General features: G+C 32.5%; 17 protein-coding genes. 2 read left to right on the top strand and 15 right to left on the bottom strand.

Translation table 11 applies throughout. The features are described 5' to 3' along the window. Positions 1 to 202 precede the first annotated feature (202 nt). From HNV08_RS12005 to HNV08_RS11970, 8 genes are all read right to left on the bottom strand, one after another. Positions 203 to 1369 carry an acyl-CoA dehydrogenase family protein gene (locus HNV08_RS12005; protein WP_173281570.1) on the bottom strand — a complete coding sequence of 389 codons (1167 nt, stop codon included), beginning with the start codon at positions 1367 to 1369 and terminating at the stop codon, positions 203 to 205. Positions 1370 to 1381: 12 nt separating this feature from the next. Next, positions 1382 to 2269 carry a ComEA family DNA-binding protein gene (locus HNV08_RS12000; protein WP_173281569.1) on the bottom strand — a complete coding sequence of 296 codons (888 nt, stop codon included), beginning with the start codon at positions 2267 to 2269 and terminating at the stop codon, positions 1382 to 1384. 28 nt (positions 2270 to 2297) lie between these two features. After that, the gene (locus HNV08_RS11995) at positions 2298 to 3887 is read right to left on the bottom strand and encodes an alanine/glycine:cation symporter family protein (RefSeq protein ID WP_173281568.1); all 1590 of its coding nucleotides are present in this window, start codon (positions 3885 to 3887) and stop codon (positions 2298 to 2300) included. Positions 3888 to 3980: 93 nt separating this feature from the next. Continuing rightward, the gene (locus HNV08_RS11990; protein WP_173281567.1) at positions 3981 to 5006 is read right to left on the bottom strand and encodes a potassium channel family protein; all 1026 of its coding nucleotides are present in this window, start codon (positions 5004 to 5006) and stop codon (positions 3981 to 3983) included. Between the two features lie 6 nt (positions 5007 to 5012). Further along, positions 5013 to 5240 (bottom strand): PspC domain-containing protein, encoded by a 228-nt coding sequence (locus HNV08_RS11985; RefSeq protein ID WP_173281566.1) that lies wholly within the window; start codon positions 5238 to 5240, stop codon positions 5013 to 5015. A gap of 14 nt (positions 5241 to 5254) precedes the next feature. Continuing rightward, positions 5255 to 6529 carry a DUF2851 family protein gene (locus tag HNV08_RS11980; protein WP_173281565.1) on the bottom strand — a complete coding sequence of 425 codons (1275 nt, stop codon included), beginning with the start codon at positions 6527 to 6529 and terminating at the stop codon, positions 5255 to 5257. A gap of 81 nt (positions 6530 to 6610) precedes the next feature. Continuing rightward, positions 6611 to 7591 carry a PLP-dependent cysteine synthase family protein gene (locus HNV08_RS11975; RefSeq protein ID WP_173281564.1) on the bottom strand — a complete coding sequence of 327 codons (981 nt, stop codon included), beginning with the start codon at positions 7589 to 7591 and terminating at the stop codon, positions 6611 to 6613. A 132-nt stretch (positions 7592 to 7723) separates the two neighbouring features. After that, positions 7724 to 8956, bottom strand: coding sequence for an ABC transporter permease (locus HNV08_RS11970; protein WP_173281563.1), 1233 nt, complete (start codon positions 8954 to 8956; stop codon positions 7724 to 7726). A gap of 9 nt (positions 8957 to 8965) precedes the next feature. Here HNV08_RS11970 and HNV08_RS11965 point away from each other — a divergent pair, with 9 nt between their 5' ends. After that, entirely contained in the window at positions 8966 to 10312 is a 1347-nt protein-coding gene (locus tag HNV08_RS11965) for an exo-beta-N-acetylmuramidase NamZ family protein (protein WP_173281562.1), read from the top strand. Positions 10313 to 10645: 333 nt separating this feature from the next. Here the strand turns inward: HNV08_RS11965 and HNV08_RS11960 are convergent, their stop codons facing one another. From HNV08_RS11960 to HNV08_RS11945, 4 genes are all read right to left on the bottom strand, one after another. Continuing rightward, positions 10646 to 11482, bottom strand: a complete 837-nt coding sequence (locus tag HNV08_RS11960; protein WP_173281561.1) for a glycerophosphodiester phosphodiesterase family protein — start codon at positions 11480 to 11482, stop codon at positions 10646 to 10648. Positions 11483 to 11510: 28 nt separating this feature from the next. Beyond that, positions 11511 to 12353, bottom strand: coding sequence for a sterol desaturase family protein (locus HNV08_RS11955; RefSeq protein WP_173281560.1), 843 nt, complete (start codon positions 12351 to 12353; stop codon positions 11511 to 11513). Further along, positions 12354 to 13208 (bottom strand): hypothetical protein, encoded by an 855-nt coding sequence (locus HNV08_RS11950; protein ID WP_173281559.1) that lies wholly within the window; start codon positions 13206 to 13208, stop codon positions 12354 to 12356. A 94-nt stretch (positions 13209 to 13302) separates the two neighbouring features. Next, positions 13303 to 13797, bottom strand: a complete 495-nt coding sequence (locus HNV08_RS11945) for a YkgJ family cysteine cluster protein (RefSeq protein ID WP_173281558.1) — start codon at positions 13795 to 13797, stop codon at positions 13303 to 13305. Between the two features lie 70 nt (positions 13798 to 13867). Between HNV08_RS11945 and HNV08_RS11940 the strand changes: the two genes are divergently transcribed. Next, positions 13868 to 14566 carry a class I SAM-dependent methyltransferase gene (locus HNV08_RS11940; RefSeq protein ID WP_173281557.1) on the top strand — a complete coding sequence of 233 codons (699 nt, stop codon included), beginning with the start codon at positions 13868 to 13870 and terminating at the stop codon, positions 14564 to 14566. Positions 14567 to 14736: 170 nt separating this feature from the next. On the opposite strand, the gene HNV08_RS11935 is transcribed toward HNV08_RS11940, so the two are convergent. From HNV08_RS11935 to HNV08_RS11925, 3 genes are all read right to left on the bottom strand, one after another. After that, on the bottom strand, positions 14737 to 16356 hold the full coding sequence (locus HNV08_RS11935; RefSeq protein ID WP_173281556.1) for an amidohydrolase: 1620 nt from the start codon (positions 16354 to 16356) through the stop codon (positions 14737 to 14739). 166 nt (positions 16357 to 16522) lie between these two features. Then, positions 16523 to 18244 carry a porin family protein gene (locus HNV08_RS11930; protein WP_173281555.1) on the bottom strand — a complete coding sequence of 574 codons (1722 nt, stop codon included), beginning with the start codon at positions 18242 to 18244 and terminating at the stop codon, positions 16523 to 16525. A gap of 61 nt (positions 18245 to 18305) precedes the next feature. Continuing rightward, entirely contained in the window at positions 18306 to 21326 is a 3021-nt protein-coding gene (locus HNV08_RS11925) for a tetratricopeptide repeat protein (RefSeq protein WP_173281554.1), read from the bottom strand. Positions 21327 to 21432 lie beyond the last annotated feature (106 nt).

Genomic DNA, 21432 nt, shown 5'->3' with positions numbered 1-21432 from the left:
GAAATATTAAAGTTGAACAAAACACAAATACACACGAAAACGTTTTCGTGTTAATAAATTCATAAATAATATATACACAAAATACGAATACAATAAAAAACCTATCATAATTTTGATAGGTTTTAATTTTTAAGAATTCTTAATTTAATTTTTACGCGCTTCTAAAGATCTATTTTAAGCGCCATATATGGAATACAATATATTAGGTCGCGGGCTTATAATCTTTATTATCAATAACCATTTTTGCAATTATCTCTTTAAGAATCTCAGATGTTCCACCACCAATTGGACCTAGGCGACTATCTCTAGCCATACGTGCTAATGGATATTCTTCCATATATCCATAACCACCTAAAAACTGAAGACATTGGTAAATGACATCATCTGCCATTTTTGTAGATTGCAATTTCGCCATCGTGGCTTCTTTTACAACATAGTCGCCTAAATCTAGACGCTTGGTTACGTAATAATTAAATTGCTTACAAATCTCCATCTGAGTTTCACAATCTGCGTATGTATGTCTTAATGCTTGGAATTTATCAATTGTTCTACCAAAAGCAGTACGTTCACTCATATATTGTTTAGCATATTCTAAAGCATACTGTGCTCTAGCATGCGCATTCACCGCCATAATTAATCGTTCAAGAGCAAAATGTTGCATTATATAAGGAAAACCTTGATTTTCTTCACCCATTAAATTTGCTGCAGGAATCTCAACATTATCAAATGCAATTTCACCAGTATCCGATGCTCTCCATCCTAGTTTATCTAATTTTGTAGCTGAAATACCTGGTGTATTTCTATCCATTACAAAAATGCTTATACCTTTATTTCCGAGGTCAGGGCTTGTCTTAGCCGCAACAATTAAATAGTCACTATAAACTCCGTTTGTAATAAATGTTTTAGATCCATTTATTTTATATGTATCTCCTTCTCTAACAGCTGTAGTTCTCATACCAGCAACATCACTTCCACCAAATGGTTCCGTAATACATAAACAACCAATAGCATCACCTAGCGCACTTGGTGTTAAATATTTTTCTTTTTGCTCATGATTCCCTTCTTTATTTAAATGTGTCATTGCCAAATAAGCATGTGCCCACATGGCTGCTGCAAAACCACCAGAATTAATTCGTTGCAATTCTTCTAAGAAAATAACCGTGTAAAACAAATCTAAATCTAATCCACCATAATTTTCTGGTGTCGCTAAACCAAAGTAACCCATATCTCCAAATTTCTTCCAGATGAAACGTTCAATATGACCAGTTTCTTCCCATTTATCAATATGAGGCACAACCTCTTTATTTAAAAAATCTCTAAGACTAGATCTAAATAGATTGTGTTCTTCAGTAAAATATAAGTCAGACATACATTGTTGTTTTTAGAGCTGCAAATATAGTTTAATTATCTCGTATTTTTTGATAGGAAAATCTTCTACCTTTAGTAAATCTTCTATCGCATTAAAGCCACCCCTAAGTGTTCTTTCTTCAATAATATTGTTCGCAATTTCATAATCTATATACTGAATTGTGACTAACTGATCTCTAGTTGCAGTATTTAAATTATAGGTTTGAATAGCTCTTGGTGTCTTTACTGTAAAATCATTTTTAATGCGCTCAATCACTTCTTGTTCTAAACCATATATTTCGTTTAACTGAATATCTGAAATAAATCCTCCACTAAATTTATTTCGATATTTAATAATCCGTTCAGACAATTTTTCACCTACACCATAAACTTTTCGCAATTGGTTCGCTGAAGCAATATTTAAATCAATCTTTTGATTATATGATTTCGGTGTTGAAGCTTTTGAATATGAATTATTATAACCTTGAGACTTTGGTTTTGGGTTAGAAATCCATTCTGGAAATTTAAAATAAGGCGAAATTTTAGCTAAAAACGAATCTGAAACTTTAGTCACGTTCTGAAAATCTTTGGCAGAATTAACCCATTGATTGGTTGCCCTAAATTGATGTAACCTATCAATTTCTTCATTAGACATTCCTAAAGAATAGCCTTTATAGTCTGTTATATAATTAGGATTGAAAGGATAAATTTTTGGTTTCTTATTCTCCATTTCAACCAAACGTAAAGCATCTACTTCTTTTCTAAATTCATCAAGTTTAGTATTGTTCTTTATGCTATCATCTGAGGTGTTAAAAAAAATATTAGGAACAAACCAATAAAGACATTGAATAATTACAATCAATGCCAACAACAAAAAAACCCCATTCCGTTGTTGATTAGTAAACTGGAAATGGGATTTCATAATATTTTGAAATTAATATTTGTAAGGCTTATTTCGCTTTAATAGCCTTCATAAATTTACTTAATTCTTCCTTTACTTTTGGTGCAAGAATCACTAAACCTACCATATTAGGTACCATCATAGCAAAAATCATGGCGTCTGAGAATCCAATAACTGAACCTAAACTAATTGATGCTCCTACGATAACAAATAAACAAAATAGCACTTTATAAATGTATTCTGTATTTTTAGATCTTCCGAATAAATAAGCCCAACCTTGGTAACCATAGTATGACCAAGAAATCATAGTACTAAATGCAAATAATACTACAGCCACTGTTAAAACATATGGGAACCATGAGATAACAGACTCAAATGCACCAGACGTTAATAAAATAGCTTCAGCATCATTTAAACCTGCATTTGCTGAAGTTACATTACCTGTAATAACCAATACTAAAGCAGTCATTGTACAAACTACAACTGTATCAATAAATGGTTCTAATAACGCTACCATACCTTCCGATGCGGCATATTTTGTTTTTACAGCTGAATGTGCAATAGACGCTGACCCAACACCAGCTTCATTTGAAAAAGCTGCTCTTCTAAATCCTTGTACTAAAACACCAATTGCTCCACCTGCTACACCTTCTGGACTAAATGCTCCATTAAATATTTGTATGAATGCATCTCCAACCATGCTAAAGTTCGCAAAGATTACAAAAAGTGAAGCAGCTACATAAATGGCAACCATAAATGGTACAATCTTATCAGTAACTTTCGCGATTTTCTTTATACCACCAATAATTACGATACCAACAAGAATCGCCATCACCAAACCAAATACCCAACGGTATCCATTTATAAACGATTCTTCGCCTCCTGTCATATGCTCAAATAATTGAGCAGCTTGGTTGACTTGAAACATGTTTCCGCCTCCAAATGAGCCACCAATTACAAATACTGCGAAAACTGCGGCTAATACTTTTCCTAAACCACCTAATCCTTTAGAATTTAAACCTTTGGTTAGATAATACATTGGTCCACCAAATACGGTTCCGTCTTCTGAAATATCTCTATATTTTACACCTAATGTACATTCCACAAATTTAGAGGCCATACCTAGAAAACCGGCTATGATCATCCAAAATGTTGCACCAGCTCCACCAATTGATACTGCAATAGCGACACCTGCAATATTTCCTAAACCTACGGTTGCAGACAATGCTGCTGTTAAAGCTTGAAAGTGAGACACTTCTCCTTCGTGATCTTCTATAGCAATGGTTTCAATATTATCGCCACCTGGTGTTGAGTCACCTGCACCAATTAAAGATTCATGATGATCTATATCATCATATTTTCCTCTTACGATATTTACTGAAGTAAAAAAGCCTTTAAAATTTATAAACTTAAAATAAATGGTAAAGTATAATGCACCTAAAATTAATGGAAACAATACCCAAAATACTTTTACGCCTCCTCCAAAATCAATCTGGTAAAATATTGCGCGTACAAACCAACCAGTGGCACTTTCAAAAGCGTCGTCTATTTTTTGATCAATACCTACTTCTTGGGCTTCTTGAGCAATGTTTAATAATGGTAATATAAGGGCAAAAATTGATAGAAGATATTTCTTCATGTGTAAGAGTTGTTAGTTAGTTTTGTGATTAAAGTTGACAAGATGCTAAAAATTATTGAGTTTTTAAAGTCTATTTAGTTAAAATGGTTGCATCTATTGACCAATATTGAATTCTAAATTCAATTTTCTGATCTGTTCGGGACGCCCTAAAACAATTACTTTAGAACCTGGAATGAGTTTTGTATCAGCTTCCGGATTTACAATATATTCACCTTTATCATCCTTAAAACCAATAACTGTACAACCCGATTTTTTTCGAAGATCTAACTCCCTAATCGTCTTAACCTCATTAATATTATATAGTTGCTCTACTTGTACTTCTTCGATGTTAATGTTACGTTCACCTACAATGCCAAGGTTATCAATAAATTCTACTAAATCTGGAATCACAACCAAGGAAGCCATATGATCACCACCAATTTTATCTGGTAATATGACATTATTAGCACCTGCTAATTTTAGTTTATTATAGGATGTTTCTTGAGATGCTCTACTTATAATTTTTAATTGTTTGTTGATCTGTCTGGCTGACAAAACCACAAACAAATTATCTGCATCACTCGGTAAAGCACTTATTAATGTATTGGCTTTACCAATGCCAGCTTCACTTAACACTTCATCTTCATTGGCATTTCCAAAAACATAAGGAATAGCGTCTTCTTGTAATTTATTTATAATATCCTTATCGCGTTCTATAACGACATAAGGTTTATTATAATCTTCTAGCTTTCTCGCAGCTTGTTTTCCATTTCGACCAAAACCACAAATGATAATATGATTTGTCATGGCATCAATTTTCTTTTGCATTTTACGTTGTTTTATGTCTTCAAAATTATTTTTACTAAGTATAAATTCAGTAATAATAGAAATTGCATAACCTACAATGACTACACTCGCCAAAATTAAAAATATGGTAAATATTTTAGATTGCGTATCTAACGGATTTACTTCTGCAAAACCAACAGTAGTAACGGTTATTACAGTCATGTAAATAGCATCTAACCAATCATAATCTGAGATAAATCTATAACCACATACACCAACTGTTAGCAAAATCACTAACATCATTATTGCCGTGTAAATCTTAGATCTATATAGTCTTATTAGCGGATTATCCATTGTGAATTATAAATCGAAAACCGAAGAGCGTTTTGTGTAAATAATATCTTTTATTCGCATCCAAAATGCTAAAAACAAATATAGGGCAAAACCAAATCCAACGGTTACAAACGTTAAATACATAAATGATGTTCTAACAATTTTTGCTCTAATCCCTAAACGATCTGCAATACGCTGACAAACGTAATAGCCTCGTTTTTGAAAATATAATAATAAACTGTGAGATTTATTCATAACATGCAAGTTACCTAAATTTTAACGATTAAGCTATTACCAATTGCACATTGTAAACACTTATTTTTATCACAATAATTTTGTTTTAATTGAATCAAAGCTTGAGAATTTAGTGCATTTTTATCAATTGTTTTTAAATCTAAAAATTTAGACACTACACTGTTATGCTCTATTTTTAATTCTTTAATAAGCTGAAACACATCATCTTCTACCGATTTCCCTAAGGATTTAGCATAACTAAACTGAATAGGAATTAAGGTATTTATGATGAGTAAATCTACAAACGATTTCGTTAATAGTTTTTTTGAGGATTTTGAAGACTTCTTAAATGTATAATGGGTTTGCCAAAATTCGGTTACACCCAAATCAAAAAACTCGTAAATAGCATCTTTAGATTTTAGTTGTAATATTTTAGAAAACAGACCTTGTTCCTTACTATACAAATTTGCGAATTGAGATAAACGAACAGTAGGAAAATTTGGTGGTCTTAGTCTAAAAAATTGCAATGGTAATACACCAAGGTTAGTAAGATTGAATTTTTGTTTCAAGAATTCATAACGTTTTTTTAAATCGTTAAAGTAAACCTCTTCTACACCAGAATCTCTCAACAAATTCGATTGGCCAAATAATAATGCTTCTACATCTAAAACATCACTTTGTAATTTTCTAAGTATTGAAAAGTCAATGGAATTGGCTAAACTAAAAAATGGTTCTCCATTCACTTTTAATCCGAAGTTTTTTAATACCATTTTAAACATTACTGCTTCCCAATCGTTATTAGATTCTTTTAATAATTGATGAATGGTTTGTGATTTTCGTTCTAACCTTTCGATGTACAAACGTTCTAGCCAATTATTGAATAAGAAATCATCCACATCAGAAAAACTAGATTCACAATTTATCCAAGATTTAGATTCCATAAGTTGTCTATACTTGTGTATTAGACTTAAATCCACATAGTGTTTTAGTTCTAAAGTTGGAATTTCGGAATTGTCCTTTCTATAAATTTCAGTATCGTGCTCCCAAACGACGTGAAGAATTACATTATCATAGGCCTTATCCGTTTCGTGACTATGAACATACCAATCTGAAGATTTTAAATGTATTTCTACATTTCCGGCCCAAAGTTGATCGGCTATTCGAAGCTGAGCATTAAAAAAATCTGGACCTGCATTATGATTATGCTGTCCTAAATTAATGATACGGATTGATTCTTCTTTTGTAGTTTTTAATACGGCTGAATCAAAGGCTTTATGTTTCCAGATATAATGTAGGAAATCCTCTTGCATGCTCTAAAATAAAAAAATCCTGACTACTAATCAGGATTTTTATTTATAATATTTTAGTTTCATGGGTGTTACACGAATAATCTATTCTATGTATCCCATCTCACGCATCCAATCATCATTGAACATTTTTCCAACATAGCGGCTTCCATGATCATGAAATAAAACCACAACGACATCGTCTGGTTTAAAATGTTCTTTTAACTGTAACACACCTTTAATAGCAGAACCTGCAGAATTTCCTAAAAACATACCTTCTTCCTTTGCTAAACGTTGTGTATAAACGCATGCATCTTTATCTGTTACTTTGGTAAAGCCATCAATTAAACTAAAGTCTACATTTTTTGGCAATATATCTTCTCCAATTCCTTCGGTGACATAAGGATATATTTCGTTTTCATCGAAAATGCCTGTTTCGTGATATTTCTTAAAAACAGAACCATAAGTATCTACACCCCAAACTTTAATATTTGGGTTTTGCTCTTTGAGATATTTACCAACACCAGAAATGGTTCCTCCTGTGCCAACACCTACAACGAAGTGGGTAATTTTACCTTCGGTTTGTTTCCAAATTTCGGGACCTGTACTTTGGTAATGTGCTTTTGTATTACTCGGATTGTCATATTGATTGACATACCAAGCATTTGGTGTTTCTTCACCTAAACGTTTTGAAACCGAATAATAACTACGTGGATCTGTAGGTTCTACATTTGTAGGACAAACAATAACCTCAGCACCAACAGCACGCATAATATCTACCTTTTCTTTAGATTGCTTATCTGCCATTACGAAAATACACTTGTATCCTTTAACTATAGCAGCTAAGGCTAATCCCATGCCTGTATTACCAGAAGTTCCTTCTATTATTGTGCCTCCTGGTTTTAATCTTCCATCAGCCTCAGCATCTTCAATCATCTGCAAAGCCATTCGGTCTTTAACAGAATTTCCTGGATTAAAAGTTTCGTATTTAGCAAGTACTAAGCATGGTAAATCCTCAACCAGTTTGTTCATTTTAACTAATGGTGTATTACCTATTGTACCTAATATATTATCTACGTAGTCCATTTTTGTTTTTTTGCGGTTACAAAAATAAGTGAAAAGTTAAAAGTATATAGTTAAAAGTTGGATATTATCTTGGCTAACCTAAAACCGAAACTATGCCAATAAATAAAAAAAGCGCGTAGCAATTACGCTATATTAATCGAATCTCATCGCCTTCACTGGTGATATTTTAGAAATAATTACAGAAGGAATTAGCAACATTAACAAACACGCTAAAAATGTACCTATATTGAGCAACAGTACATAATCCCAACTGATATAAACAGGTGCAGTACTCACATAATAGGTATCAGGATTTAGAGGAAAAAGCTTCAAATATTTTTGAGCAAATAGCAAGCCTAAGCCAATGAGGTTGCCCCAAAACAAACCTAAACCAATTAAGTAAGACGCGTTATACAAAAATATTTTTCTTATAGTCCAATTAGAGCTTCCCAATGCTTTTAATATGCCTATCATTTGAGTGCGTTCTAATATCAACACTAATAACGCTGTAATCATATTAATACCAGCTACGATTATCATTATAGCTATAATGCCGTAGGTATTTTTATCAAATATTTTAATCCATTCAAAAATGGTGTAAAATTTTTGAGTAATTGAAATAGCATTTAAATGAGAGTCTGTATTTTTATAAACCTGTTGGCTAATAGTATCTATTTCAGAAAAATCATCTATAAAAACCTCAAAATTTCCTATTTGATCTGATTTCCATTTATTCAATCGCTGAATATGTCTTAAATCTGCAAGAAGAAATTTCTCATCGAGCTCTTGAAAACCTGAGTTGTAAATACCTACAATTTTCAAATTCATTATTCTCGGTAATTTATCTTCTTGTTCTGCAAAAAGCGTTTGAAATTTATCACCAACTTTAAAGTTTAATCTATTTGCTAAATACGAAGAAATAAGCACATCTTCATTTCGTTTTTGTGTATAATCTGGAAGTTGTCCTTCTACTAAAAATTCTTCGAAATAGTCCCAATTATAATCGGCTCCTACACCTTTTACGACTACGCCTTCAAAATCTGTTTTGGTCCTAATAATCGCAAATTTTGTTGCTACAGCTTGGACATGATTAACGCCTTCAACACTATTAAAGTTAGGATAAAAATCTTGATCTATGGAAATAGGCACTTGTGACTCATCTGAAGCATTGGTGTCATAATTAGTAATTTCTATATGTCCATTAAACGCTACAACTTTGTCTCTAATTTTTTGCTGTAAACCTAAGCCTGTTGCTATGGCAATGAGCATTACAATAATACCAATAGCAATTGCTGCGATACCAATTTTAATAATTGGTGCCGAAACACTACTTTTATACGTTTTATTGCCAATTATACGTTTAGCTATAAATAACTCGAAATTCAAACCTACTATATGCTTTTAAAGGTTGTCAAAAATACAGTTTTATTCTCGATAATTATTGGGATTTTCCTCTTTACGTTTTCTTGTGGAAACAGAATGAAGACTGAGGTCGGGACTGGTAATGAAAACATTTCGGATGGCAAAGCTACGTCTAGTGTATTGAATGTCACTGATTCTGTGTCTATTGCACCAACGCATAGCCAAACAATAGCGACTCAAAACCAACCAATTATTGTTGGCGCGAATAGAACCGAACAGTATATTGATTTATTAAAGAATAAGCGCATTGGGATTGTAGCCAATTTAACCAGTGTTATCGATGTTACACCTAGAGCATTAGAAACCATTCATTCGGCCAGACTTTATATTCACTTAGTAGATTCGTTACTAAAACACCAGATTAATATTAAAAAGGTATTTTCTCCAGAACACGGGTTTAGAGGCACAGCAGATGCAGGTGAATTAGTAAAAGATGGTGTTGATACCAAAACTAATCTTCCTATTATATCATTACATGGTAAATATAAAAAACCAACAAAAGCGCATTTAAAAGATATCGATCTTATGGTTTTTGACATTCAAGATGTTGGTGTACGCTTTTACACGTATATTTCAACCTTACATTATGTAATGGAAGCCTGTGCTGAAAATGATATTCCTTTATTAATATTAGATAGACCAAATCCAAATGGTAATTATATTGATGGTCCCGTTTTAGAAAAAAAGCACAGTAGCTTTTTAGGAATGCATCCTATTCCTCTCGTTCATGGTATGACCATTGGCGAATATGCCAAAATGATCAATGGCGAAGCTTGGTTAAACCATGGTATCAAATGCGATATTACTGTTGTAGAATTAAAAAACTACAGTCATTCTCGTTCTTATAAGTTGCCTATAAGACCTTCTCCTAATTTACCTAATGACCAATCTATTCGATTATATCCTAGTTTGGGATTATTTGAAGGTACTAACATAAATGCTGGTCGAGGTACTGAATATCAATTTCAAAGGTATGGTGCGCCATTTTTAGATAAAAATCATTATCCTTTCTCTTATACGCCTGTTTCAAATTTTGGCTCTAAATACCCAAAACATCAAAACAAAATTTGTTATGGTGTGGATTTGTCTACAATTAAAGCAGAACGCTCTTTTAGTCTTAAATATATCATTGATGCGTATCATCACGCTACAGACAAATCTAAATTTTTTAATACTTCAAATTTCACGACACATGCTGGCACTTCATTATTACAGCAACAAATTGAATCTGGCTTAACTGAAGAAGCCATAAAAGCTACTTGGAAAAAAGACCTAGAAGCGTACAAAAAAAGGCGTCGATTATACTTAATCTACAATTGATGAATTGTTGCGATGATCCTTGTAAAGTATAGGATCGTCAATTAGTTCTGCAGCACGACTATTCGTGTCTTTACTATTCGTGTCTTTTTTAAGCTTAGAATTTTCGTGATTTTGTAAAGTAAAACCTAGCAGACTTGCTAGAATTAAAATGAGGAAAATGCGTATAAAGTTTTTCAAAATAAATATAATTAGCATCACAATACCTGTGATAACACCATAAAAATAAATTCCCTCTGTCTTAAACCTAAGAATTATTAATATTTATAGACCTAAAAAGCCTATGAACTGCATAAAAAGGAGAAGAAGTGCTGTGTTTTATGTTTTTTATAGGTACTATTCTTGCAACACCTTAATTAACCGATCTGGATAATCACTAATAATCCCATCAACATCCCAAGCGATTAATGCCTTCATGTCTTGTGTTTCATTTACCGTCCAAGGAACCACTTTAAAATTTTCTGCTTTTAAATTTCTTACAATAGTTGCGTCTAATAGTTTGTAATAAGGGCTTACGATATTGGGCATTTTTTCACTATCTAACATGGAAATTTTCCCACAAATATCTTCGTCTTCTTCCACCAATAAAGCGATGACTGTTTCTGGAGATTGTTTTATAATTTCTCTTAAAATTCGCACATCAAATGACTGAAGAACAACTAGAGATTCTACTTGATGCTTAGTAATCTCATCTAAAACCAATTTTACATACCGATCTGGTTGTGGCGTAAAAATGTTATAATAGGCCTTCTCTGATTTTATCTCAATATTAAAAGTAACATTAGATTTTTTTTGCTTTACCAGTTCAAAAACGTCAGATAGTAATGGCTTATAAGTTTTTAGTTTTTCTTGTTTTGGATACGACGGATGAAATTTTAAACCACAATCAAACTGTTTAATTTCATTATAATTCATGTCGTATAAATTATAATGTTTTTCCAAAGCTTCCGGAATTTCATTTCCTACAGCGTCTAAACAAATCACAGGATTCATAAAAGGCTCATGTGACACTACGACTTTGTTATCTTTGGAAATAACAATATCTAATTCTAAAGTATTCACGCCTAAATCTATCGCTTTTTCAAACGCAGGTAACGTGTTTTCTGGCATTAAACCTCTACAGCCTCTGTGTCCCTGAATGTCTATTTGCCTTTTGTTTTCATTACAACGCATACAACACAATATCAACCATAATAATAATTTAATTTTCAGTATCTGCCGAAAGTGTTGGCTTTTCATAGTTTTGAAATGGCTGCTTTAGCAGTTCTTTTATATTGCTGTTTTTAACTTCATCTGGAAAAACATCTACACCATAAATTAACTTTTCACGATCCATGTACATATAGGTTCCAAAAATACGATCCCAAATACTAAAAATATTTCCATAATTAGAGTCTGTATATGGTAGCCTATAATGATGATGCGTTTTATGCATATCTGGCGAAATTATAACATAGCTTAATACTTTATCTACACCTTTAGGTAATTTTATATTGGCATGTGTAAATTGTGTAAATATTAAAGACATTGCTTGATAAAGCATTACTAATGCAATTGGTGTACCAACGGCAAAAACACCAAATAAAGTAAAAGCAAATCTTATTAGGCTTTCTACAGGATGATGTCTATTAGCCGTAGTTGTATCTACCTTATGATCTGTATGATGTACCAAATGCACCATCCATAGTGGTTTTACTTTGTGCTCTACATAATGTGCCAAATACGCACCAAAAAAATCAAGTAATAAAATACCTAGCAAAGCATACAACCATAGCGGCATTTGTGGTAACCAATTAATAACACCAAAATCGTTTGCAACGACCCAATCTGCAGAACCTAAAAGTAAAAATGCTAATGCAAAATTGATAATGATTGTGGTCAGTGTAAAAAATAAGTTTGGTAGCGCATGCTTCCATTTCTTATACTTAAATTTAAACAACGGCAAGCCACTTTCTAGCAACCAAAAAAATGTTAGTCCACCAATAAGTATAAGACTTCTGTGTAACGAAGGAATGGTTTCAAAATAATCAATAATGTTCTTCAATTAGTTATTATTTAAATTTATAATCTGTTGTGCTTTCTTCAAATTTACTGAAGAAATCTTAGATTTCCATTCCTCGGCATTGGTTTTATCCTCTAAAATTGTATATGTTGTATAATACAAAAATGCAAAAAAGCCTTCATTAGATTTTTCTATCGTTTCTGGTTCTAGGCGTTTTAACTGCCTTAAAACTTTTTTCGGTCGTTTTTTAATTAAGCCGTATTTAATTCTTAAAAGTTCTAAGCGTTGAGACAATCCTTTTTTATCGCCTTCACTTTGTAAAAACAAATTAGCTTCGTCTAAGTAAATCTCTGACAACCTTATTACATCACGCCTCACATTGGCATTCAAAAACAGAGAAAAGTCTAAATATTTTGAAGCTAAATAATAAGCAGAATAGAAATCCTTTTTTTGACGATACCCTTTTAATTCTAGAGAAATAAATTCTGTATTTAATGCATAATTCTTAATAAACACCGATATATTCTCGTAGTCTTCTGGGTTGCCGTTAACATTTAAAATATTACCATTAACATCTAAAATCTTTATCGTATCATCATTAAATTTATCTATATAGGCTTGACTTCTTTTGCCCTTAATTTCATGATACAAATCTGCATATTGATATTCGCTCACTATAACAGGCACAAAATTTTTCCATATTAAAGGACTTATGTATTCATCTTCAAATAGGTTATTAATTAGCATTAAATTACCTTCTTCATCGTTCACAAAAACAGGGTATTGAAATTTTGATGTCTCCTCCCAAACCATCAAAATCATTTTGTTTTCTACCGATGCCATACTTTTTGCAATGTCCAAATTGGTCATCCAAGCTTGCGCAAATGTGCAGTTCACTGTAAATAGAATACATATTGTTTTTATAACCAGATTTCTCATAAATAAATTTTAAAACATTAACTATCAAAAACTATTCCTAATGACATAAATATTAAAATTGAATCCGTTTTTTCATTTCTTCAACAATGTTATATGCAGCCGGACAAATGGCAACATTCTTCATGGTTAAATTAGAAATTTGTTGAAACTTCTTTCTATCTGTATGCGGAAATTCTCTGCAAGCCTTTGGTCTCACATCATATATAGAACAATAATTATCTGCACCTAAAAACGTACAAGGCACTGATTGCAATACATAATCATTCTCTTCATCTAAACGCAAATACGTTTCAATAAACTGTTGCTCTTTCATCTTAAAAGACTTAGAAATACGCTGAATATCTTTATCTGTAAATAAAGGACCTGTTGTCTTACAGCAATTTGCACATTCTAAACAATCAGTACGCTCAAACGCATCTTCATGCAATTCTTGCATTAAATAATCGAGCTGTTTTGGAGGCTTCTTTTTTAGCTTTGTAAAAAAGGTTTTATTCTCCTTATGCTTATCTTTGGCCAGCTTAGGAAGGTTATTGATTTGGTCTTGCATAAAACAAATTTAAGTAAAGTTCTCGATACAATTTTGAGAAAAATCAAAATCACTCCAAATCACAAAACTTATGAAGAAAGATATATTTGGCAAAGCACTACTAGACTACCAAAATGGTAATTATACTGAAGACATTATCACGTCTACAAATATATCTGATGAAGATGCCTTACCACTTCCTTATTTATTTAGACCATACGCAGACATGCCAAAACTAGAGCAAAAAGCTTTGCAATTATCTAAAGGTAATATTTTAGATGTAGGTTGTGGCTCTGGAAGTCATTCGCTGTGGTTACAAAATAAAGGACTAAATGTAAAAGCTATTGATAGTTCTAAAGGTGCAATTGAAGTCGCTAAAAAAAGAGGTGTAATTAATGCCGCATTACAACCACTTTTAGAAGAAACGGAGTCGTTTGACACCATTCTATTATTGATGAATGGCACAGGAATTTTTCAAGAATTAGCTCTAGTTGCTCAAAACTTAAAGCATTTAAAATCTCTATTAAAACCAGGAGGTCAAATTCTTATTGATTCTTCTGATATTTCTTATATGTACGAAGATGATGATGGTGGACAATGGTTAGACTTAACCCAAAGTTATCCTGGAGAACTCGATTACTATTTGTCTTATAAAGGCGAAAAAGAAACTGCAATGAAATGGCTTTATCTCGATTTTGAAACTTTAAAAACGGCTTGTTTAACGGTTGGTTTGAAATGTGAAAAGGTTATGGATGGCGAACATTTTGATTATTTGGCGCGCTTGTTTTAATTTGTTTCTGAGGAAGATTAATGCTCGCAAAGTCACAAAGTTTTATGTGTTAATCAGTCAATGAATTTTTAGTATACATCTATGACTCGCAGTAACTAATCCACCGTGTAACTCTGAAGCTTTGATTCTCTGAAACTTTACAACTTTGAAACTTTTTTAACTAATCCCTTCTACTGCACTTCACCTCCAACGACAGTATTCAATACCTTAATGTTAGGAATTTCCTTAGTATCAACCGTCATAATATCTTTATCTAAGATGATGAAGTCTGCAAATTTACCAACTTCGATACTTCCCTTTTCGTTCTCTTCAAAATTTGAATAAGCGGCCCAAATGGTCATTCCTCTTAAAGCTTCTTCTCTCGTTAACGCATTTTCTATTTGAAAACCTCCTTCTGGATATTGCTCTAAATCTTGTCTACCAACTGCGGCATAAAATGTTAAAAACGGACTAACACGTTCTACAGGAAAATCGGTTCCTAAGGCTACTTTCCCATAAGCTTCTAGCAATTGTTTATAGGCATACGCTCCTTTTATACGTTCTTCTCCTACTCTATCTTCTGCCCAATACATGTCACTCGTTGCGTGCGTTGGTTGAATTGATGGCATAATATTTTTATACATCTTAAAATCTTCATCAGATACAATTTGGGCATGCTCTACGCGCCAACGTTTATCTTTTTTACCTTTTAAAACCTTAGAATACGTTTCTAAAACCGCATGGTTTGCAGAATCTCCAATAGCATGTGTATTCATTTGAAATTCAGAATTGGCAATACGCTCAGCCGATGTTTTCAAAGTTTCTAAGTCGGTAACTAATAAACCTAAATGATTAGGCTTATCACTGTATGGTTCTTTTAACAACGCTCCTCTAGATCCTAGAGCACCATCTGCGTAAAACTTAAACGACCGTACATTCAATCGATCTGTTTTTGTAATGCCTTTACTTAAAAAATAGTCTAAATTATCTTCGGAATAAGATACCATAGCGTAAATACGCATTTTTAGTTTTCCGGATGCTTGAAGCGCTTCAATTAGCTCAATAGATTCCTGGTTTAAACCTGCATCATCAACGGTTGTTAAACCCAAATCAAAACATATTTTTTGAGCCTCTAATAAGGCTTTTGCTGCTTCAAGCTTTGTTGGTTCTGGCCAAAATTCCATTACCAAAGACTCCGCATTATCAATTAAAACTCCTGTTAATTCGCCGTTTTCTAATACAACTTCTCCGCCATCAATTTTACTATGCTTCGTCACTTTACCCAAATCTAAAGCGGCTTGGTTCACCAAAATCGCATGGCCATCTATACGTGTTAGTGCAATTGGTGTGTTAGGAAACAATTTGTCTAGTAATTTTTTATTCGGATATTGTTTGTCTTCCCAATCGTTCTGATCCCAACCTCTACCTACGATGAATTTTTGTCGTTTTACATTCTGAAAATCTAAAACACGCTTCATGACATCTTCAAAACTTTTTGTACCAACTAAATCTACCGCTTGCTGATTAAAACCTAAACCTAAGAAATGACAATGTGCATCTATAAAACCTGGCACTATAGTTTTACCATCTGCGTTTAATGTATCAATTGCTTTAAAGGTGTCATTAATTTCTGAAGTTGATCCTACAGCAATGATTTTACCATCCTTTACAGCAAATGATTCTGCTTTATTAAAGTGTTTATCTACAGTATAAATATTGGCATTTGTCACTATCAAATCCGCTTGAAGCTTATCTTTTTGGCAAGCAAACAGTGTAAAGAGAATTACAATAGAAAGTATTTTTTTTATCATTGCTTTTGATTTTGGTGGTTGGCAATCTGCATCATGTGTTTACAACACTTCATGTTATATCGCAGGCTGTTGTAAAAATAAGAAAAGCGTTTCGAAACCGAAACGCTTTTTAATATATCTAAATAGATCCTATTTATTTTAATAAAAACACGGAAATATTTCCGAATTAAAAATCGAACTGATACGTTGCTCCTGCTAAAAGTTGAATCCCTTGAACTGGGTAATCTAACCAACGCTCATAATCTTGATTAAAAATGTTATTCGCTTTAGCAAATACAGATAATTGCTCATTGATTTTATAGCCAACGTGTGCATTAAGATCAAAATAGCTGTCTAAACTCACTCTAGTTACACTAGGCTGAGCAAACAACATATTTACAATACGTTCATCTTTACGTTCACCAACATAATACCCACTTGCTCCTGCAAACCATTGTTCTGTAATTTGATAATCTACAAATAATGAAGCTTCCAAATCTGGTAAATTCCATGCTTGTGGTTGATCTTTCGTATCATACGCAAAATATTGCCCTTTGATACCTAGCGAAAAATTTCTGTTAACATCTACATTTAATTCGCCCGAAATTGAAAATGTAGTAATATTATCATAAACCACATTAAATGAATTTCCAAAATGATAATCTTCAGTTGGTATGTCTGGTGCTCCATTAGACTTAAATAAAGCTTTTCCTTTTTCAGAACCATAGTTACCTCTTACATTATAACTTAGATTGTTTGTTAATTTTCCTTTAACACCAACGAAAGCACTAAACTGCTGGTTGGTTGGTGCTACACCCAAGGTTGGCGACACAAATGGATTAGTATTAGCAAAACTATAATACGAATTTTGAATCACAGAACCTGTTAAACCACCATAAGCAATTAAAAGTTCATCAACTAAACGGTAAGAGGCGTCTATGTTTGGATGAATATAGAACTTACTCTTACTTAATTCGGTGTCGTTAAAGAACGTTAATCTCACACCTAAATTAATCGTTAAATCATCTTTATTTAACTGATATGAAGGTGCTAAACCAATCATAAAATTACCATAATTTAGTTCACTAGTATCTTCGTAATTAGTATCAAAACTACCCGAAATTCCATCTAAAAATACTTCTGCTTCTATATCTGCATCTCGTATAGATACTTCAAAATTAGTATTGGCATTGAATAAATTCTCTCCAGATCCACGATCATCTCCAAAACGTCTAAAACGTAGACTCGCATCTTTTACAATAGCATCATCAAAATTAATTTTTCCACCAATATTAAAGCTTGTGAAGGTATGTTTAGAATCTATAAAATCTGCTTCTGCTTGTCCAAAGAATTCTTGTGGTAAGCCATACCAATTATAGGTTTGCATATCAAAACCGCCATCTACTTTCCAAGAAAATTCTCTTAAGTTTTTAGCGTAATGTGCGTTCAATTTTGTTTTTGAAAAATTATCATCTAGTAATAAATCGTCAATTCCACCTTGAGACGAATGATGACTAAAATAACCACCAACATTCTCATCTCTACTTAACTCATGGTTTAAATATACTTCTCCTAATATCGTAGTGTAAGTACCAACACCTAAAGAGGCGTAATTATCATATAATTTAACAGCTTTCACTTTATCTACTGTTGCTGCTTTTCCTTTTGCTGGAGTAAAGGTTGAAGCCACAGGAATTGAAAAAATATTATACTTAATGTCCTTTTTCTTAACAGCATTAGAATCTATTAATTTAGGATTATCCTTTATCTTAAAGGCATCTGAAATGGTTGGCTGATATGGTTTTATAACATTAACCGTTTGGTCTGCTATGGTGTCTTTTTCTTGAGCCACCACAAAAGACAAACTACTTGATATGGTGAGTATAAAAATTAAAAACTTGATTTTCATTTTATAGGTTTTGATTTGAATTTACTTTGACTAAAACTTCTCGCCTTCCGAAAGAATTGTTTTAATCTTCAGTTTCAATTGATGAATTTGTTTTAGCTTCTTCTGCTTTTATTTTGTTGAGTTCTTGTTGCGCTTCGTTTACCACTTCCGTAAAATCTGGAAAATTACTAATCACACTTTCTAAAATATAGGTTGCTTGAAACGCATCACCTAAAGCATAAAAATTCTTAGCCATGACAACTAATCCTTTAGCGCTAAACAATTTGTAGCTACCATAATCCTTTGCTAATCTTTGTATTACTGTGTTAGATGCTTCATATTCACCAGCTTTGTTTTTAAAATAGCCATTATAGTAAAGTGCTTCAGCGGCAACACTACCTGTTGCTATTTTTTCTACCTCAGCATACGCTGTTTTTGCCTTCGTTTCATTTCCGGTTTTTATGGCAGAACGCGCTATGATTAATTTAGCATCACTGGTTACTTTAGTATCTAAATTAGAATTACCTAATACGTTTTCGGCATAATTTTCTGCCTTAGTAAAATCTTCCTTTTGGTAGTAAGCATTCATTAAATTAGATTGTGCATAGATGACATTCTGAGGATAATCTGCTTCTAACTCCAAATCTTTTAAAACTGGTATGGCTTTATCCCATTGCGATTGACTTAAATAAATCTCACAAAGTTTAACCGTTGCTTGTTCTGTATATTCAGATTTTGAAGCATCTACAACCGCTTTGTAATGTGGCTGCGCATTTTCAAATAAATCTTTTTTATAATACAACTGAGCCATATAGAAGTGCGCTTTTAAATTATGAATACCATTTGGAAACTCATTTAAGTATTTATTAAATTGACGAATCGCTTTATCCGTTTCATTATCTAAATAAGGTTTTTCTGCCGCTAAATAAGTGGCATTATCTAAATCTACGTCTGTCACCTCAACATAATCTAAGGTTCTCACCCAATTGGCATACTCATCAACTCGACCTAGATCTATATATATTAATCTTACTGTTGAAACCGCTTGAACAGCCTCACCAGAGCCAGGAAAATCTGTCGCTACTTTTTTAAACTTGCTCAAAGCACGCTCGTTGTCGTTTCCGTTATAATACACTAAACCTTGACGCAACAAAGCCTTAGATGTAAACGCACTTTTACTATATTCAGAATTTAAACGATCATACATTTGCATTGCCTTATCTGTGTCGCTCGCTTTTACATAAGAGTTAGCCAACTCATACATGGCATCATCTCGCAATGCCGATTTAGGATAGTCATTAATAAAGGATTTTAATTCTGAAATTTTTGCAGACCCTTTACCTAAATAGCCTTGACTCATAGCGGTTTGAAACGCTGCATAATCGGTTTCAATTTTATTAATCTGAATGGCTTTATTATAAGCCGAAATTGCATTTTGGTATTGACTAGACACAAAATAACCATCTGCCAATCTTAAATAGGCATCGTTTTTTCGAAGTAAATCTGCCGAATTTGAATCTATAAACTTCTCAAAATAACTAGAGGCATTAGTATACTCTTTCAACTTAAAATACGTATAAGCTAAATTGTAATTGAGGTGTTCATTTTCTTCTAATTTTGAAGCTTCACTTAAACCTGCAAATTGCTTAAAACCAATTAATGCATCGTTATAATTACTGAGATTATATTCCGTTTCTGCTTTCCAAAACGTTGCTCTAGCGACATAAATAGGATCAATGGATTCTTTTAAAGAACCATTAAACAGATCTAAAGCTTCATTGAATTTGTTCTCATTATACAATTCTACAGCTCTAAAAAATGCTACTTTTTGGTATGCTGCTTTATTCTCAAAACTGTTTTTCCCTTTTAACAACACCAAAGCTTCTTTGTAATTTTTTGATGTGATATAAGAGTCTATTAATAGAGTTTCTATTTCTTCTTTGTAGCCAGAATTTGGATATTGATCGAGATAACTCGTTAGTACTTGTGGTACAGATTGGTAAGGGTTCCCAATATCATAACTAATCTTTGCATAATTTAGCCACGCGTCTTCCTGTATTTTTAGATCATAATCCATTTGAGATGCATTTCTAAACGCGTTTAAAGCTTCTTGTTTTTTATCTAAATTAATATAGCTTTCACCTAAATGGTAATAGGCATTTTGCGCAACAGAATTGTCGCCTCCAATAATTTTGTTGAATTCTGAAATAGCGCTTTCAAAATCATTTTGTTTATAATACGCATAGCCTAATTGGTAATAATCGGTATTATTCCATTTGCGTTGCTTGCCTTTGTATGCCTTTAAGTATGGAATCGCTTCTGCATATTTTTCTAGATTAAAATAGCTTTCACCAATGATTTTTGAAAGTTCAGATTTTTCAGCTGCATTACTTTTAGGCAATTGGGCTTCTGCTAGCTCAATAGCTTTATCAAACTTACCAAGTTTAAAATTTAAATCTGCTTGATAATAGGATAGCTTCTCTTTATATTTTTCGTTATCACTAACCTGATCAAAATACTCATTGGCTGTATCGTAATCATCACCTTGATACGCTAAAAACCCAATATAATATTTAGCTTGAGAACCATATTCTTTAGAATTCACAACTCTGTTGAGATACTTCGTTGCTTTCTTTTCGTCTTTAGTTGAATATAAAGAGTAACCATAATTAAAATTAAATCTTTCTTTTTCTTTACGAGCAATGCTTCTTTCATCAACACGCTCATACCATTTACGGGAATAGGCGTATTTACCATTATTAAAATAGTAATCGGCAACATCTAAAAAAGCCGTATTTCTCTTTGTACTTGTTGGATATTCTTCAACAAATTCTGTGATTAAATCATCTGCATTTTTCTGATTTAATCGCACAGCACAATTAGCAATATAATAGGCACAATCCGATTGAATCGTCACATCATCCGAGTCATTTTTCACGTCTTGAAACAACGACTGTGATGCCTTATATTGTTTATTGTTGTATAACGTTAAAGCCTTTTGATAGTCTTGTAAATCACTTGTATAAACGGCTGATTTTTGCGCAAATACAAATGACGAAAACACTAGAAAAACGATGATTAACTGTTTTTTGAGTAACACCATTATTTTACAATTTTTTGAATGATTTAATTTCGGTTCAAATATAATTCAATACCTATTCTATAACGATAGAATTTTTTTATAATTATACACCAAGTTATTAAAAGTA

The organism is Winogradskyella eckloniae (assembly GCF_013249045.1).
In the GTDB taxonomy this organism is placed as follows: domain Bacteria; phylum Bacteroidota; class Bacteroidia; order Flavobacteriales; family Flavobacteriaceae; genus Winogradskyella; species Winogradskyella eckloniae.
The sequence above is the reverse complement of the archived record's forward strand: the minus strand, read 5'-3'. Positions and strand labels throughout refer to the sequence as shown.